The 14,659-nt window shown below is 63.9% G+C and carries 17 protein-coding genes; 6 read left to right on the forward strand and 11 right to left on the reverse strand.

Annotation, left to right across the window (positions count from 1 at the left end; genetic code table 11):
• Positions 1 to 187 precede the first annotated feature (187 nt).
• Positions 188 to 391 (forward strand): hypothetical protein, encoded by a 204-nt coding sequence (locus tag ACNJX9_RS05270; RefSeq protein WP_057759462.1) that lies wholly within the window; start codon positions 188 to 190, stop codon positions 389 to 391.
• 231 nt (positions 392 to 622) lie between these two features.
• Positions 623 to 1,438: a tetratricopeptide repeat protein gene (locus ACNJX9_RS05275; RefSeq protein WP_439408049.1), complete on the forward strand. Its 816-nt coding sequence runs from the start codon at positions 623 to 625 to the stop codon at positions 1,436 to 1,438.
• Positions 1,439 to 1,568: 130 nt separating this feature from the next.
• On the opposite strand, the gene ACNJX9_RS05280 is transcribed toward ACNJX9_RS05275, so the two are convergent.
• The 9 genes from ACNJX9_RS05280 to ACNJX9_RS05320 all read right to left on the reverse strand — a co-directional run bounded on the left by ACNJX9_RS05280 (position 1,569) and on the right by ACNJX9_RS05320 (position 10,481).
• Positions 1,569 to 2,543 (reverse strand): type II secretion system F family protein, encoded by a 975-nt coding sequence (locus ACNJX9_RS05280; RefSeq protein WP_057759460.1) that lies wholly within the window; start codon positions 2,541 to 2,543, stop codon positions 1,569 to 1,571.
• A 13-nt stretch (positions 2,544 to 2,556) separates the two neighbouring features.
• On the reverse strand, positions 2,557 to 3,534 hold the full coding sequence (locus tag ACNJX9_RS05285) for a type II secretion system F family protein (RefSeq protein WP_439408051.1): 978 nt from the start codon (positions 3,532 to 3,534) through the stop codon (positions 2,557 to 2,559).
• A 16-nt stretch (positions 3,535 to 3,550) separates the two neighbouring features.
• The gene (locus ACNJX9_RS05290; protein WP_083514873.1) at positions 3,551 to 5,014 is read right to left on the reverse strand and encodes a CpaF family protein; all 1,464 of its coding nucleotides are present in this window, start codon (positions 5,012 to 5,014) and stop codon (positions 3,551 to 3,553) included.
• A 21-nt stretch (positions 5,015 to 5,035) separates the two neighbouring features.
• Positions 5,036 to 6,301 (reverse strand): AAA family ATPase, encoded by a 1,266-nt coding sequence (locus ACNJX9_RS05295; protein WP_057759456.1) that lies wholly within the window; start codon positions 6,299 to 6,301, stop codon positions 5,036 to 5,038.
• Entirely contained in the window at positions 6,298 to 7,032 is a 735-nt protein-coding gene (locus ACNJX9_RS05300) for a CpaD family pilus assembly protein (RefSeq protein WP_439408052.1), read from the reverse strand. The genes ACNJX9_RS05295 and ACNJX9_RS05300 overlap by 4 nt, the downstream gene beginning before the upstream one ends.
• Positions 7,033 to 7,053: 21 nt before the next feature.
• On the reverse strand, positions 7,054 to 8,529 hold the full coding sequence (locus ACNJX9_RS05305) for a type II and III secretion system protein family protein (protein WP_057759919.1): 1,476 nt from the start codon (positions 8,527 to 8,529) through the stop codon (positions 7,054 to 7,056).
• A gap of 11 nt (positions 8,530 to 8,540) precedes the next feature.
• Positions 8,541 to 9,332 carry a Flp pilus assembly protein CpaB gene (gene cpaB, locus ACNJX9_RS05310; protein ID WP_439408053.1) on the reverse strand — a complete coding sequence of 264 codons (792 nt, stop codon included), beginning with the start codon at positions 9,330 to 9,332 and terminating at the stop codon, positions 8,541 to 8,543.
• A gap of 125 nt (positions 9,333 to 9,457) precedes the next feature.
• A complete protein-coding gene (locus ACNJX9_RS05315; RefSeq protein ID WP_057759450.1) occupies positions 9,458 to 9,982 on the reverse strand; it encodes an A24 family peptidase in 525 nt (174 codons plus the stop codon).
• 334 nt (positions 9,983 to 10,316) lie between these two features.
• Positions 10,317 to 10,481 carry a Flp family type IVb pilin gene (locus tag ACNJX9_RS05320; RefSeq protein WP_057759447.1) on the reverse strand — a complete coding sequence of 55 codons (165 nt, stop codon included), beginning with the start codon at positions 10,479 to 10,481 and terminating at the stop codon, positions 10,317 to 10,319.
• 256 nt (positions 10,482 to 10,737) lie between these two features.
• On the opposite strand from ACNJX9_RS05320, the gene ACNJX9_RS05325 reads away from it, so the two are divergent.
• The 4 genes from ACNJX9_RS05325 (at position 10,738) to ACNJX9_RS05340 (ending at position 13,765) form a co-directional block, all read left to right on the forward strand.
• Positions 10,738 to 11,577, forward strand: coding sequence for a sterol desaturase family protein (locus tag ACNJX9_RS05325; RefSeq protein ID WP_439408054.1), 840 nt, complete (start codon positions 10,738 to 10,740; stop codon positions 11,575 to 11,577).
• 131 nt (positions 11,578 to 11,708) lie between these two features.
• Positions 11,709 to 12,212, forward strand: coding sequence for a pilus assembly protein N-terminal domain-containing protein (locus tag ACNJX9_RS05330; RefSeq protein WP_057759446.1), 504 nt, complete (start codon positions 11,709 to 11,711; stop codon positions 12,210 to 12,212).
• Positions 12,213 to 12,461: 249 nt separating this feature from the next.
• Positions 12,462 to 13,040: a TadE/TadG family type IV pilus assembly protein gene (locus ACNJX9_RS05335; RefSeq protein WP_439408055.1), complete on the forward strand. Its 579-nt coding sequence runs from the start codon at positions 12,462 to 12,464 to the stop codon at positions 13,038 to 13,040.
• Positions 13,041 to 13,189: 149 nt separating this feature from the next.
• Positions 13,190 to 13,765, forward strand: coding sequence for a TadE/TadG family type IV pilus assembly protein (locus ACNJX9_RS05340; protein ID WP_439408057.1), 576 nt, complete (start codon positions 13,190 to 13,192; stop codon positions 13,763 to 13,765).
• Positions 13,766 to 13,881: 116 nt separating this feature from the next.
• Here the strand turns inward: ACNJX9_RS05340 and ACNJX9_RS05345 are convergent, their stop codons facing one another.
• On the reverse strand, positions 13,882 to 14,094 hold the full coding sequence (locus ACNJX9_RS05345; protein WP_057759442.1) for a cold-shock protein: 213 nt from the start codon (positions 14,092 to 14,094) through the stop codon (positions 13,882 to 13,884).
• 270 nt (positions 14,095 to 14,364) lie between these two features.
• Complete coding sequence (gene infA / locus ACNJX9_RS05350) at positions 14,365 to 14,655, reverse strand: translation initiation factor IF-1 (protein WP_008546913.1); 291 nt, start codon at positions 14,653 to 14,655, stop codon at positions 14,365 to 14,367.
• Between the last annotated feature and the right edge of the window lie 4 nt (positions 14,656 to 14,659).

Genomic DNA, 14,659 nt, shown 5'->3' on the forward strand with positions numbered 1-14,659 from the left:
CGTTCGGGTAGGAAGCAGATTTCGCAGAGTTTTGCCGTGGCCGCAATCGGCATTGCGCTCCCCGTTCGGCGAGCCGCTACTCGCAGATCAAGACCCATGCTAGGTTCCGGCAGTGGTCGCCAAACAGGTCATCAGCGGTGCAGAGAACGCCCATGACCGACCACAATGCGTGCCGGGAGGAATTGCGATGGAATTCGTGTGGAGCGGGATCACATTCATTGGCCAGGCCATCGAGGCCATCTTTGGCTATGTCGAGCATCACCATTGGGTCTTCGCATTCCTCGCCGGCGGTTACGTCTTCTATCTCCATGATCGTTCGATCCACGCGCGGTTCGACGCGCTCGACAGACGCATCGATGAAATCCGCAAGCGTCTCGCCATCGAATATTGATCGGGCCTCTCGAAACGATCCGCGCGCGGCGCGCGTGTCTTCGTCGAGAACTGTCGTTGATGCGTGCGCTGCCGCAGGGCACCTCGCGACGTCCCACGCCGAGTTCGTTCGCAAGCTCGACAGATCTGCGCCGCTGCAGGGCAGCATGGGCCCGCGTTAACCGGCCATTAGGGTTAACAGCCTATTGCTGACGCGTTCGGCTCGATCAATCCGCTCGAGAGTCAAAGCGTCATGAGTCAACGGTTCCGTCCTGGCCGGCTTCTTGCGTCCGCCTCGCTGATCGCGCTGGTGGCCGCGAGCCTCGGCGGCTGCACGGCAATGTCCAAGCTCTCCGACGTCACCGGCTCGATCGGGCCGAAGGCGGAGGCGGCTGCGCCGGCCGATCCGGCGCGCGCCGTCGAGGTCTATGGCGAGCGCTATCGGGCCAATCCCAAGGATGCCGATACGGCGCTGGCCTATGGCCAGGCCCTGCGCGCCAACGGCCAGCGCGCCCAGGCCGCGGCCGTGCTCGAACAGGCGACCATCGCCAATCCCGGCAACAAGGCGCTGCTGGCCCAATACGGTCGCGCGCTCTCCGACACCGGCAATTTCCAGCAGGCCTTCGACGTGCTGTCGAAGGCGCATTCGCCCGACAATCCGGACTGGCGCCTGCTGTCGGTGCAGGGTACCTGCCTCGACCAGATGGGCCGCCACAACGAGGCGCGCGGCTATTATGCCAGCGCGCTGAAGATCGCGCCTGATGACCCCGGCGTGCTCTCCAATCTCGGCCTGTCCTACATGCTGACGAGGGACCTGCCCAAGGCGGAAGAGGCGCTGCGGCAGGCCTATGCGTCGCCGCGCGCGGGCCCGCGGGTGCGGCAGAATCTCGGCCTGGTGGTCGGCCTCCAGGGCCGTTTCGCGGAAGCCGAGACCCTCGTGAAGGCGGACCTGCCGCCCGACCAGGCGGCGGCCAATGTCGCCTATCTGAAGGAGATGCTGAGCCGCAACGACGGTCCGCGCGGCGCGCCGAAGCGCACCCCGGTCGCTTCCCTCAGCCAGCCCGACTGATCCGCCACCTTTGGCGCGATGGCGTGAATTTCATCCGATCATTCGGACGTTTGCCGCGATCCACATGACGCCGAGCCGGCGCCGGCCGGCTACTGTGCATGGGGTTGTTTTCGCGGCTTTGGATCGCGCGTCAGTGCAGCTCGGAGATCTTGATGCCGGTCGGTCCGAGAATGACGACGAACAGCACCGGCAGGAAGAACAGGATCATCGGCACCGTCAGCTTCGGCGGCAGCGCGGCGGCCTTCTTCTCGGCCTCGTTCATGCGCATGTCGCGGTTTTCCTGCGCCATGACGCGCAAGGATTGCCCGAGCGGGGTGCCGTAGCGTTCCGCCTGCTGAAGCGCCAGACAGACCGACTTGACGCCTTCGAGCCCGGTGCGCTTCGCCAGGTTTTCGTAAGCGACCTTACGGTCCTGCAAATAGGACAGCTCGGCGGTGGTCAGGGTGAATTCCTCCGACAGCGCGATCGACTGGCCGACGATCTCCGTTGCGACCTTGCGGAACGCCATTTCCACCGACATGCCGGATTCGATGCAGATCAGCAGCAGATCGAGGGCATCGGGAAAGGCGCGCTTGATCGAGAGCTGGCGCTTGGAGATCGCGTTCTTCAGGAACAGCATCGGCGCCTGCAGACCGAGATAGGCCGCGCCGACGCAGATGCCGATCTTGATCGGCATCGGACGGTCCATATGGGCGATCAGGAAGACGTAGACGACCGAGCCGATGAACAGCACGATCGGGGCGACCAGGCGGGCGAACAGGAACGTGATGTAAGGCGCATGGCCGCGATAGCCGGCCATGATCAGCTTGTCCCGCGCAGCCTCCTGCGCCAGCCATTTGGTGAGATTGAAGTCCTCGACCACCTTCGAGACGAGCTGCTTGGGGGTCTGGCGGAGCGAGACCTTTTCGGTCTTGTTGAGGCGCTCGCGCTCGCGCTGCCGGATGCGCTCGCGTTCGCTCGCCACCGCCTTCATGCGCTTGGAGAGGCCCTCGCCGGCGAACATCGGCATCACCAGCGTGTACACGGTGGCGCTGGCAGCGATGGCTGCCAGCAGCATGGTCATGAAGTGGGCGTCATGCAGTTTCGTAACGAGGAACTCGACCATGCGGCACCATCAATCAGAAATCGAAGTTGATCATCTTCTTCATCACCATGATGCCGATCGACATCCAGACGACGCAGCCGACCAGCATCAGCTGGCCGGTGGGATGGGTCCACAGCAGGGAGATGTAGCCGGGGGTCGTGAGATAGACGAGGAACATCACGATCGGCGGCAGCGAGCCGATGATGCCGGCCGAGGCCTTGGCTTCCATCGACATCGCCTGGATCTTCTCCTTCATCTTCTTGCGGTCGCGCAGCACCTTGGAGAGGTTGCCCAGCGCCTCGGAGAGGTTGCCGCCCGATTTCTGCTGGATCGACACCACGATGCCGAAGAAGTTGGCCTCGGGCAGCGGCATGCGCTCATAGAGGCGCGAGCAGGCCTCGCCGAGCGGCATGCCGATCGCCTGCGTCTCGATGATGGCCAGGAACTCGCTGCGCAGCGGCTCCGGCGCGTCGGCCGCGACGACCTTGATCGATTCGAACAGCGGCAGGCCGGCCTTGATGCCGCGGACGATGACGTCGACGGCGTCGGGCAGCGCTGCAAGGAACTTGTTCTCGCGACGCTTCTTCAGGAAGCCCAGGGCCCAGCGCGGCAGGCCGAAGCCGCCGGCAAAGGCAAGACCTGCCGCGCCGAGCAGGCCGCCGCCACCAAACCATGTGCCGACGAAAAACACGCCCGCCACGACCGCGGACACGATCCAGAATTTCTGCGTGGTCCAGTCGAGCCCCGCCTGCGACAGGCGGATGTTGAGCGGGACGCTCTTCTCCTGCGTGCGCCTGGCCTCGAGATCCTTGAGCGAGTTCTCGACCTGCTCGCGGCGCGAGCGCTGGGTCTTCTCGGCCTGGCGGGCCGTCGGCGCCTCGGCGCGTGCGATCGAGGCACGGCGGCTCTCGGCCTTCCGCTCGCCCGACAGCATCGGATAGACGAAGACCCAGGCGATGCCGCCGACAGCGGCGGTGGCGAGGAAGGCGAGGGCGAGGACCTGAGTGTTCATGGCTGCGCCGGCCTGCTCACGTGTTCGGTTTCTTTTCCGCGGCGTCGAGCGCGGCGGCAAGGCGTTTCTCTTCGCCGTAATAGCGGGCGCGTTCCCAGAATTTCGGACGGCCAATGCCGGTCGAGCGATGCTGGCCGATGATCTTGCCGTTGGCGTCCTCGCCGATCAGGTCGTAGAGAAAGATGTCCTGGGTGATGATGGTGTCGCCTTCCATGCCCATCACCTCGGTGATGTGGGTGATGCGGCGCGAGCCGTCGCGCAGACGCGCGGCCTGGACGATGACGTCGATCGAGGCGCAGATCATCTCGCGGATCGTTCGCGAGGGCAGCGAAAAGCCGCCCATCGTGATCATGGATTCGCAGCGTGACAGCGCTTCACGGGGATTGTTGGCGTGCAGCGTCCCCATCGAGCCGTCGTGGCCGGTGTTCATGGCCTGGAGGAGGTCGAAGGCCTCCGGGCCGCGGACTTCGCCGACGATGATGCGTTCGGGGCGCATACGCAGACAGTTTCGCACCAGCTCGCGCATGGTGACCTGGCCTTCGCCCTCGATGTTGGGCGGCCGGGTTTCGAGCCGCACCACGTGGGGCTGCTGGAGCTGAAGCTCGGCGGCGTCCTCGCAGGTGATGACGCGCTCGTCGTGCTCGATGTAGTTGGTGAGACAGTTAAGCAGGGTGGTCTTGCCCGAGCCGGTACCGCCCGAGATCAGCACGTTGCAGCGGACGCGCCCGATGATCTGGAGAATCTCGGCGCCCTCAGGCGAGATCGCGCCGAATCTGACCAGCTGATCGAGCGTCAGCTTGTCCTTCTTGAACTTACGAATGGTGAGCGCGGGGCCGTCGATCGCGAGCGGCGGGACGATGGCGTTGACGCGCGAGCCGTCGGCGAGACGCGCGTCGCAGATCGGCGAGGATTCGTCGACGCGCCGGCCGACCTGGCTGACGATGCGCTGGCAGATGTTGAGGAGCTGCTGGTTGTCGCGGAAGCGGATACCGGTCCGCTGGATCTTGCCGCTGACTTCGATGAAGACCGTGCCGGCGCCGTTCACCATGATGTCGGCGATGTCGTCGCGGGCGAGCAGCGGCTCGAGCGGGCCGTAGCCGAGCACGTCGTTGCAGATGTCGTCGAGCAGCTCTTCCTGCTCGGCGATCGACATCACGATGTTCTTGATCGCGATGATCTCGTTGACGATGTCGCGGATTTCCTCGCGCGCCGATTCGGAATCGAGCTTGGCAAGCTGGGCGAGGTCGATGGCCTCGATCAGCGCGCCGAAGATGGTCGCCTTGACCTCGTAATAATTGTCCGAGCGGCGGGTTTCCATGACCGGCGGGGGCCGGGACGGCGCGAGCGGCGGGGACGCGACCACCGGCGGGGGCGGCGCGCGCGACACCGTCGGCGCCGGAGCCGAGGCAGGCTCTGGCGACACGGCGCCGGGCTTGGGAGCCCGAAAGTCGGTGTCTGTTCCGCTACGCTTACCGAACACTTAACAACTCCATGCGGCGGCTTATTTTCCCCGCAACTTCTCAATCAGCGGTGAAAGCAAGGACGACTTTTGTTTCTTCGTCTCGCTCCGGCCGGTGAGGCGCTGGGCGATCTGGAGGAACATCTCGATAGACTTGTGGTTCGCGGAGATCTCCGCGATCATCTGGCCGTTGTTGGCCGCCGCGCCGAAGATCTGCGGCTCGAACGGAATCGAGACCACCGGCTGGCTCTCGATCGCCTTGGCGAATTCGGTCGCGGCGATCTCCGGCCGCTTGGGAACGCCGACCTGGTTGAGGCAGTACAGCGGCGGGCGGTCGTTGGGACGGGCGGCCTTCAGGAGATCGAACAGGTTCTTGGTATTGCGCAGATTGGCGAGATCCGGCGCCGCCACGATCAGGATGTCATCGGCGCCGATGAGGGCGCGCTTGGTCCAGCCCGACCATTGATGCGGGATGTCCAGCACGATGCAGGGCATGGTCGAGCGCAGCGTGTCGAATACGGCGTCGAAAGCGTCGGTGCCGAAATCATAGACCCGATCGAGCGTCGCCGGCGCCGCCAGCAGGCTGAGATGGTCCGTGCATTTCGACAGCAGGCGATCGATGAAGGCGGTATCGACGCGATCGGGCGAGAACACGGCGTCCGCGATGCCCTGGGGCGGATCCTGGTTATAGTCGAGCCCGGCCGTGCCGAAAGCGAGGTCGAGATCGGCGACCACGGCGTCCATCGCAAGGTCCCGTGCGATGGCCCAGGCGACGTTGTGGGAAATGGTGGAGGCACCGACGCCGCCTTTGGCGCCGACCACGGCGATGATGCGGCCGACCGCCTTGGCTTCCGGTGCCGAGAACAGATTGCAGATCGAGCGCACGACGTCGATCGCACCGACCGGCGCGAGCACGTAGTCACTGACGCCGCGGCGGACCAGCTCGCGATAGAGCATGACGTCGTTGATGCGGCCGATCACGACGACGCGGGTACCCGCGTCGCAGACGGTGGCGAGCTGGTCCAGCCCGGCCAACAGATCGTTGCGGGCGTCGCTCTCGAGCACGATCACGTTCGGCGTGGGCGCCGAGCGGTAAGCTTCGATTGCAGCCATCATGCCGCCCATCTGGATCTTCAGATGGGCCTTGCCGAGGCGGCGATCCTCGCCGGCCGATTGCACGGCTGCAGCGGTCTCCACGGTGTCGCAGAAGGCCTGGACGGAGACGCGCGGCGCGGGCGCAATATGCTCTTCGACCGGCGGCGGGATCTCCGGCTGCTCTTCCTGAGTCTGGCGCGCGTAGTTGATCATTTGCCGGTGTCGCTGAGTTTGGCCTTTTCGGCCTCGGGATAGGTGGTCGCTGTCGGCAACCCCTTGCGGTATTTCTCGAAGGCGGCGGTGCGTCGTATGGTGTAAACAGGAGTTTCAGGCCGCGGCTGCTCGAGGTCCGACGGATTGTCGACCATCGCCGCCATGTTGCGCTGATAGGCGCAGCCGAAATTGTAATAGTCCTTGTTCTCGAACCAGCCCTTGTTCTTCATCGAGGGGCCGATGTCCTCCGGCCACAGGCCGCATGGACCCGCGACCGCCGCGATCTTCGAATAGGTCAGTCGGATCGGCGGCAGGAAACGCTTGTCTTCCGGCCGGTATGGGCGGGCGATGATGCCGCGCGGGGGGACGCCCCCGGCCGCCAGCATCGCGTGAATCTCTCGCATGGATTCCGCAACCGGACGTGCATTGGGCGTTCCCGTGGGCACGTCGATGTGAATCGCGCCGGTACCCTCATGCGTCCAGGTCGACGCCAGTCCCATCACGTCGGCGCGCTGGGCTGCGGTCAAGCCGCCGCGGGCGTGACCGACGAACACCACGATCGAGCGGTTCTGCTCCTCGATCGCGATCGGGTGACGTTGCTTGTAGTCGTCGGGAATGGAAGCCGTCGCCACCTCGTCGTGCTGGCAGCCGCCGAGTGCGAGCGCGATACCCACGAGCACGCCGCCGAGGCCGGCGGCGCGGTGGCGGATCTGGGGTCGTGCTGTAATCATGACTTGAGTCCCCGTTCCGCCTCAGTCGGTGATGAAGCCGTAAGTGCCGCGGTAGTTCTTGGCCGGTTCGGTCCGCCCCGGAACGCCGTAAAGGCGGTTGATGTTGCCGATCAGTTCGGCCTGCGGATCGGCCGGCGCCGAGAAGCCGTCGTCCGGACGCGAGAGGTCCTTTGGCGACGTTGCGCGCACGATGTAGGGCGTCACGATCACGACCAGTTCGGTCGCGCTGTTGACGAAGTCGCGGCTGCGGAACAGCGTGCCGAGAATAGGCAGCTGCATCAGGCCCGGCAATCCGCTGACCGCCTGCTTGGTCTGCTGCTGAATCAGACCGGCCATTGCCATTGCGCCGCCGGAGGGAATCTCGAGCGAGGTCTCGGCGCGGCGGGTCCTGATCGAGGGGACGGTCACCGAGTTCACCGAGCTCGTGGTGACGGCCTGCGACAACGTGATCGCGTTGTCGTTGGAGAGTTCAGACACCTCGGTCATCACCCGCAGGCTGATCTTGCCCTCGGTCAGCACCACGGGGGTGAAATTGAGCGAGATGCCGAACTTCTTGAAGCTGATCTGGGTGGTGCAGACATGCGTGGTAGGATCGCAAGCATAGCCCGCCGGCACCGGGAATTCGCCGCCGGCGATAAACGTCGCCGATTCACCGGAGATAGCGGTCAGATTCGGCTCGGCCAGCGTGCGGATCACGCCTGCGGTTTCCATGGCGCGCAGGGTGGCCTGCACAGAGGGGCCTCCGCCGAACTTCGCGCTCAGGCTGTTGCCGTCCACGAGATTGTGGCCAAGCGCGGTGAACGGGTTCGAGTTGGTGAAGCTCACCACCGAGGTGCCGTAGTTGAGGTTCGCGGTGAGATCGATGCCGAGCTGCTTGACGATGTTTCGCGCGACTTCCGCAACGGTCACCTTCAGCATGACCTGGTCGCGGCCGCGGACCACGATCGAGTTCAGCACCTTGTCGGTGCCGCCAGCGAGGCGTGCGGCGAGATCGTTGGCCTGCTGCGCTTCGACCGGGTTGGCCGCGGTGCCGCTCAGGACGACGCCCTCCCCGAGGCCGTCGATCTGGATGTCGGAATTGGGCAAGATCTGCTTCAGCGCCGCGCGCACGCCATTGAGGTCGCGCTTGACTGCGATGTCGTAGGCGGCGATCTGCTGGCCGGCGGAATCGAAGAACACGATGTTGGTCTGGCCGACCGAGGCTCCGATGATGTAGGCGCGCTGGGACGAGCGGACCACCGCATTGGCGATCTTGGGATCGGCGACGAGCACGTCCTTGATGTCGCGTGGCAGGTCGATCACGATCGACTTGCCGACGCCGAGCGAAAGGAAGCGCGCGTTCATCTGACCATCGGCCGCGACCGGCGCCGCCGGACGATAGTCGGCGGCAATCACCGGCGTCAGCGCGGGGTTAAGCGTCAGCGCGAGAGCGGCCGAGAACGACAGGGCGCGGACCACGGAGGTCCGCATCGTCGCCAGATCTGCCCTGCATCTCATATCGACTGTCCTCATCGTGCTCTCGCACCCTGACTTTGAATGCCGTAGCGAATGATCGAAACGCCGTCGCGCTGCGGCGCGGATTCATCGAGCGTGATCTCGGTCGTCTTGACGTCGGCGATGCTGCGCAGCGCCAACGACAGTGTTCCGGCCTGGCGGGCTGAAGACAGCACTTTGGTCTGCGCGGAATCGAGCTCCAGGGTCACGGTCTTGCCGACCACTGCGTTCTGGCCCTCTTTCTCCTTCGGCGCCTGGTCGATGGCCAGCACGCGAACATTGGTCAGGAGGATCTCGGATGTGACGATATCCTGTCCGCTCGGGTCCGGATTCTTGAGGCGGCGCGTGAGCAGAACGTCAACGCGATCGTTGGGCAGGATAAAGCCGCCGGCACCCGTCTCCGGCGTTATTTCGGTCGAGATGGCCCGCTTGCCGCTCGGCAGGATCGCGGCCATGAAGCCGGAACCATCGGCCTTGACCAGCTTCTGGTCGCGGATCGGTTCACCCTGGATGAAAGGGGCACGGGCGATCGAGCCCGTAACCTGGGTCGCGCCGTCCGGGCGCTCGTTGCGGCGAATGAAAGCGGCGCTGGCGGTCGCCGTCGGCCAGGTCTGCCACTGCACGTCGTCCGGCTTCAGGGTCTGTCCGAGGCCGATGTCGTTCTTGGCGACCAGGACGTCGGTGGTGGGAAGCTGCGCGACCGGAGCCGCTGGAGGCGGCGCAGAGTCCGAGCCGCTCGCCAGGTACGCAGCGATGCCGCCGGCGCAGATGGCGACCGTCAGGACGACTATGCGTGCCCTATTCATACGCTTCACTTTCCACAAAACGCCGCGACGCTGCCGCCGCCGTAATCGGCAGTTGACCAGCTATTCGTCAAAGCATGGTTAATGAGGCGTATCTAAATCGCCTTAACGCCGGGTTATCGCGGCGTTCAGCGCAGTGCGAGGTGAGCGAGGTCGATCGCCTTCACCCATTCGGTTTCGGGATAGACCAACAGCGCGCCCAGCGCGAGTGCGATGCCGTAGGGAATGCCGGTCTGCTTGTCGTGAAGCCGTGCGAGCCAGGCCTGGCCGGCAAGTCCGTAAGGGAGCGGCCATTGTCGGAACTGCAGCAGCAGCAGCGTCAGCGCTCCGCCGAACAGCGAGGCGTAGAGCAGGAAGTCCATCAATTGGGCGAAGCCGAACCAGAGCGCCACGGACGCGGCAACCTTGGCATCGCCCCCGCCCATCCAGCCCATCGCAAAGCAGGTGAAGGCCACGACGAGCAGTAGCGCGCCGGCACCGACATGGCTCAGCATCTCGTAAGGTGCCATACCACCGGCCAAGGCGAGCACGAAGAAACCCGCGACCAGCGTCAGCGACACGCGGTTGGAGATCGTCATCGTGAAAAGATCGCTGGCGGCCGCGAACGCCATCAGGGCCGGGAACAGCAGAAGGCGCGCGAGGTCGAGTGTCATGGGCTGCGTCTGGAGGCCTGGGTCTGTCGCGGAAACGGGGCGCCGGCGCATGCTAGAAGGCAGTGTTAAACAAACCGACAACGGCCGCCGCAGCTTCGGAACGACGTCGCCGGCGGTCTCACCACATGCTGGCGATGCGCATCGCCAGCGTGATCATTGCGAGCAGCAGGGCAAGGCAAACCCAATAGGCCGACGCGTCGCCGCGCGCCGCGTCCGCCTCGGTCGCCGCCATTGCGGCATCGGTTCTGTGCTTACGCAACGCCACTGGAACTCGCCGTGTCATGAAAACAAAGGCCCCGGAGGTCCGGGGCTTTTGCCGTTTTCGTCGCTCGGCTTACTTCAGCGAGGTGCTGATCGAGCCGAACTTGGTGTTCAGCGTGCTGCCGAGGTTGTTAACGACAGTGATGATGGCCAGCGCAATGCCGGCGGCGATCAGACCGTATTCGATGGCGGTGGCGCCGGATTCATCCTTCACGAAACGCGCAATCAGGTTCTTCATGAACTAAACTCCGTCTGGGTGAGGTCGCCTCGTTCGGCGCTGTCTTGACGCGCCGACCATGTGAGCCGAGCTCTTTCGGCGGGGTTAATTCGATCGCTCAAACCCGCCGCGTGCGCGGTGCTTTTGGCCAGAGTGAATTTCGCCTTAAGGCGCCCGTCGTGATTCGTTCCGGTTCTGAACTCTGCGTCAACTTCACCCAACCTTAAATTTCGCGGCGTAGGCGTGAGTGGATCAGCAGCCTGGAAGAGACGCGATGATGTCGAGCCTGCCCATGCAAGTCGCCCTGATGCTCGGCGAGACCATCGCGAAGGTGATCCCCGTTACCTTCATGCTCGCGGTGGTCTTCACGGTGCTCGAGCATTTCTGGGCTTGCAATCCAGGTCCGGCGTGGTGGCGCAAGCGCGAGATCGTGACCGACATCTGCTACTGGTTCTTCGTTCCGGTGTTTGCCCGCACCATGCGGATCGGACTGCTGATCGTCACCGCCGGCATCGTCTTCAACATCCACGACGCGGACGAACTGATCGCCTTCTACGACAATGGCCACGGCCCGCTGTCGCAATTGCCGCTCTGGCTGCAGGGCGTGCTGTTCCTGGTAGCGTCCGACTTCATGCTGTACTGGCTGCACCGGCTGTTTCACGGCGGCGGGTTCTGGAAATACCATGCGATCCATCACTCCTCAGAGGAGATCAGCTGGATTTCAGCGGCGCGCTTTCATCCGGTGAATCTGATGCTCGGAACGATCGGCGTCGACGTCGTGCTGCTGATGGCCGGCATATCGCCGAACGTGATGATCTGGGTTGGCCCGTTCACGACCTTCCATTCGGCGTTCGTGCACGCCAATCTGAACTGGACCTTCGGGCCGTTCCGGTATGTGCTGGCGACGCCGGTGTTCCACCGCTGGCACCACACGGCGCTCGAAGAGGGCGGTGACACCAATTTTGCCGGCACTTTCCCGATCTGGGATGTGCTGTTCGGCACCTTCCGCATGCCGAAGGGCGAGCTGCCGCAGGACTATGGCAAGGACGAAGCGACCATGCCGAAGGAGATTGCCGGCCAGCTCGCCTATCCGTTCCGCCACCAGGCCGGGCGATAAAACGCAAGTCCGTTAGAACAATAGTCGGCGAATTTGCGGAACGTTCACGAATTACAGGCAGGTTAACCGGGTCGGGCGCCGGCTCCGCTTCCGATCGATTCTGCCGGTCTGTGACGTCCCGGGGTAAGAGTATGCGTAAAGAGTTTCTGCGCCGCCATGCGCGCGTCTGTCTCCTGGCTGCGGCTGCGATGCTGGCATCGCCGGCGATCGGCCTTGCCGAGCCTACCGTTGATACCATTGCGGTCAATGTCGACCAGGCCAAGCTGGTGCGCTTGCCCGGCAAGGTCGCCACCATCGTGGTCGGCAACCCCCTGATCGCCGACGTGACGCTCCAGCCCGGCGGCATGATCGTCGTGACCGGCAAGGGTTACGGCGCCACCAACTTCATCGCGCTCGATCGCGGCGGTGAGATCCTGGTCGATCGGCAGATCCAGGTCGAAGGCCCAAGCGACCGGCTCGTCACCGTCTATCGCGGGATCGAGCGGGAATCCTACAGCTGCATGCCGCTCTGCCAGCGCCGCGTCACGCTCGGCGACAGCGACCAATACTTCAACACCACGATGAGCCAGGCCGGCTCGCTGAGCAGCAATGCCAGCGGCAACGCCTCTGCGGCCGCGGCTGCCAAGACCAACTGATAAAGACGAACTGACAAAGACCGACAAGACGAACCGGCACGGTCGGCCGGCAGGCCAGGGCGGGACCATCCGGTCCCGCACGCGGTCGCGCGCGACGTAGTTTCTGTTCTCCGGCGTTCGTACTGCCGGCGTGGTTAACCCATTGCTAACAACCCCGCCCGGCCCGAATCGAGTGTCGGAAACATTTGGACAATCAGTTTCCGATATTGATCGAGGCACATGATCGCTGCCGCCGGGGAATTCAACGCGATGCCATCGCCTGTAGCTTCGAGATTGAGGTTCCGGTCTGCGCTGCGACGGTTTCGCGGTCATCGCGGTGGATCGGCGGCGGTCGAGTTCGCGCTGGTTGCGCCGATCTTCTTCGCGCTGCTGTTTGCCATCGTCGAGACGGCGCTGGTGTTCTTCTCAGGCCAGGTGCTCGAGACCATCACGCAGAATTCCGCCCGCGTGGTGCTGACCGGTCAGGCGCAGTCGGGGTCGGTGGCGGCCTGCGCGGTGAACGGCGTCGCTTCGCCTTGCACGCAGGCGACTTTCAAGACTTACGTCTGTAGCCAGATTCCGGCGCTGTTCAACTGCAACAGCCTGTATGTCGACGTCACGAGCTACTCGTCCTTCTCGGCGATAACGCTGCCGACGCATCTCGATGGGGCGTGCAATTTCGACACCAACATGAACTACAACGCCGGCAATGCCGGCGACATCGTGGTGGTCCGGCTGTTCTATCAGTGGCCGCTGTTCGTGACCGGGCTCGGCTACAACATCGGCTGCGGCAGCACGAACAAGCGGCTGCTGGTGGCAACTGCCGCGTTCAAGAACGAGCCCTACTAAAGCATGATCCGGAAAAGTGTGAAGCGGTTTTCCCTCGCGACATCAGCGGAACGCGTTTGCGCGGAGATCATGCTCAAACAAAGAGCTGAAGCGCGATGACGATTCAACCCAATCTCATCGCGCTTTAGGACAACGGATCGGGCACGGCGATGCAGGCGATTGCAAGATTATGGCGGGCGGCCGGTTTTTCGGCGTGCGAATTCCTTGCCGACGGCAGAGGTCTTGCCGCGACCGAATTCGCGGTGATCGTTCCGCTGATGCTGGTGATGATGTTCGGCACCGTCGAATTCTCGTCAGCCATTGCGATCGATCGCAAAGTGACGCTGATGGCGCGGACACTGGCGGACCTCACTTCGCAGTCGACCACTGTCGCCGATACCGACATGACCAATTTCTTCGCGGCCTCGACCGCAATCATGACGCCTTATGACGCGACGCCCGTGTCGGCGACGATCACCGAACTTTACGTGGATTCGACGCAGACGGCGCATGTGCAGTGGAGCAAGGGGACGGCCCCGCGGGCGCAGAGATCCACTGTCTCGATTCCCACGACGCTCGCTGTCGCCAACACCTATCTGATCTTCAGCGAGGTCAGCTACATCTACACGCCTTCGGTCGGCTACGTGCTCAAGAATTTGATCACGCTGAGCGACGTGGCCTACACCCGCCCGCGCCTGTCGAGCTGCGTCTATTACAGCCCGGCCACCAGCTGCACGACATATTGAGCCCATCTGCTCTTCGGACATGAAAAAAGGCCGTGCATTCCGCACGGCCTTTTCCGTCGTTGGGTGCGTTCAGGCCGATCCAGGTGCGCGCCCCGCAAAGGCGCGCGCTTTCGATCTCAGCCTGCGTCGCGGAGATTGTCGGCAGCCGACTTGCCGGACCGGCGATCGGCGACGATCTCGTAGGAGACCTTCTGGCCTTCGCGCAGCGAGCCGAGGCCGGCGCGCTCGACGGCGCTGATGTGAACGAACACGTCCTTGCCGCCGTCGTCGGGCTGGATGAAGCCATAGCCCTTGGTCGCGTTAAACCACTTCACGGTTCCCATGCTCACGGGGGTAGTCCCTTCTCAGATACACAATGGTAGAGCCCGCTCGCGCAGGCAGGTTAGATCGAATTTTTGGAAGGGTCGTCAGCGTGTCTGAACCGGCTGTACCGGTGGATGCTAATGTCGTCCGGCCGAAAATCGATTAATTCATTTTATTGGAATTAAGGCCTCAAAACAATCCTGGCGCGCACGATTTTTTGATCCGCCGTGATGCCCGCGGCGGATCAGCATACAGGTCAGCATTTTAATTCCGCGCCCAGGCGGGGCGAGGGCCGATCAGCGGCGGCGGAACTGGCCGCCGCGCTGGGGGCCACCGCGCGGCGGTCCACCGGCGGTCGCGGGCCGTTCGTCCTTGTGACGGAAAATCAGCCGGCCCTTTTCGAGGTCGTAGGGCGACATTTCCACCGTCACGCGGTCTCCCGCCAGCGTCTTGATGCGGTTCTTCTTCATCTTGCCGGCGGTGTAGGCGACGATCTCGTGCCCGGCGTCGAGCTGGACGCGGTACCGCGCGTCGGGGAGGATTTCGGTGACCAGTCCTTCGAACTGGATCAGCTCTTCCTTAGCCATGAAT

The sequence above is a fragment of the Bradyrhizobium sp. BLXBL-03 genome, from assembly GCF_051853015.1.
Lineage (GTDB): Bacteria > Pseudomonadota > Alphaproteobacteria > Rhizobiales > Xanthobacteraceae > Bradyrhizobium > Bradyrhizobium manausense.

Bases quoted from the DNA above. Each gene is read 5' to 3' on its own strand.
- ACNJX9_RS05315 (WP_057759450.1), bottom strand. From the start codon at position 9,982: ATGACACTCGACCTCGCGCGCCTTCTGCTGTTCCCGGCCCTGATGGCG.
- ACNJX9_RS05305 (WP_057759919.1), bottom strand. From the start codon at position 8,529: ATGAGATGCAGGGCAGATCTGGCGACGATGCGGACCTCCGTGGTCCGC.
- ACNJX9_RS05270 (WP_057759462.1), top strand. From the start codon at position 188: ATGGAATTCGTGTGGAGCGGGATCACATTCATTGGCCAGGCCATCGAG.
- ACNJX9_RS05325 (WP_439408054.1), top strand. From the start codon at position 10,738: ATGTCGAGCCTGCCCATGCAAGTCGCCCTGATGCTCGGCGAGACCATC.
- ACNJX9_RS05340 (WP_439408057.1), top strand. From the start codon at position 13,190: ATGCAGGCGATTGCAAGATTATGGCGGGCGGCCGGTTTTTCGGCGTGC.
- ACNJX9_RS05275 (WP_439408049.1), top strand. From the start codon at position 623: ATGAGTCAACGGTTCCGTCCTGGCCGGCTTCTTGCGTCCGCCTCGCTG.
- infA (WP_008546913.1), bottom strand. From the start codon at position 14,655: ATGGCTAAGGAAGAGCTGATCCAGTTCGAAGGACTGGTCACCGAAATC.
- ACNJX9_RS05295 (WP_057759456.1), bottom strand. From the start codon at position 6,301: ATGATCAACTACGCGCGCCAGACTCAGGAAGAGCAGCCGGAGATCCCG.
- ACNJX9_RS05300 (WP_439408052.1), bottom strand. From the start codon at position 7,032: ATGATTACAGCACGACCCCAGATCCGCCACCGCGCCGCCGGCCTCGGC.
- cpaB (WP_439408053.1), bottom strand. From the start codon at position 9,332: ATGAATAGGGCACGCATAGTCGTCCTGACGGTCGCCATCTGCGCCGGC.
- ACNJX9_RS05335 (WP_439408055.1), top strand. From the start codon at position 12,462: ATGCCATCGCCTGTAGCTTCGAGATTGAGGTTCCGGTCTGCGCTGCGA.
- ACNJX9_RS05280 (WP_057759460.1), bottom strand. From the start codon at position 2,543: ATGGTCGAGTTCCTCGTTACGAAACTGCATGACGCCCACTTCATGACC.
- ACNJX9_RS05285 (WP_439408051.1), bottom strand. From the start codon at position 3,534: ATGAACACTCAGGTCCTCGCCCTCGCCTTCCTCGCCACCGCCGCTGTC.
- ACNJX9_RS05320 (WP_057759447.1), bottom strand. From the start codon at position 10,481: ATGAAGAACCTGATTGCGCGTTTCGTGAAGGATGAATCCGGCGCCACC.
- ACNJX9_RS05330 (WP_057759446.1), top strand. From the start codon at position 11,709: ATGCGTAAAGAGTTTCTGCGCCGCCATGCGCGCGTCTGTCTCCTGGCT.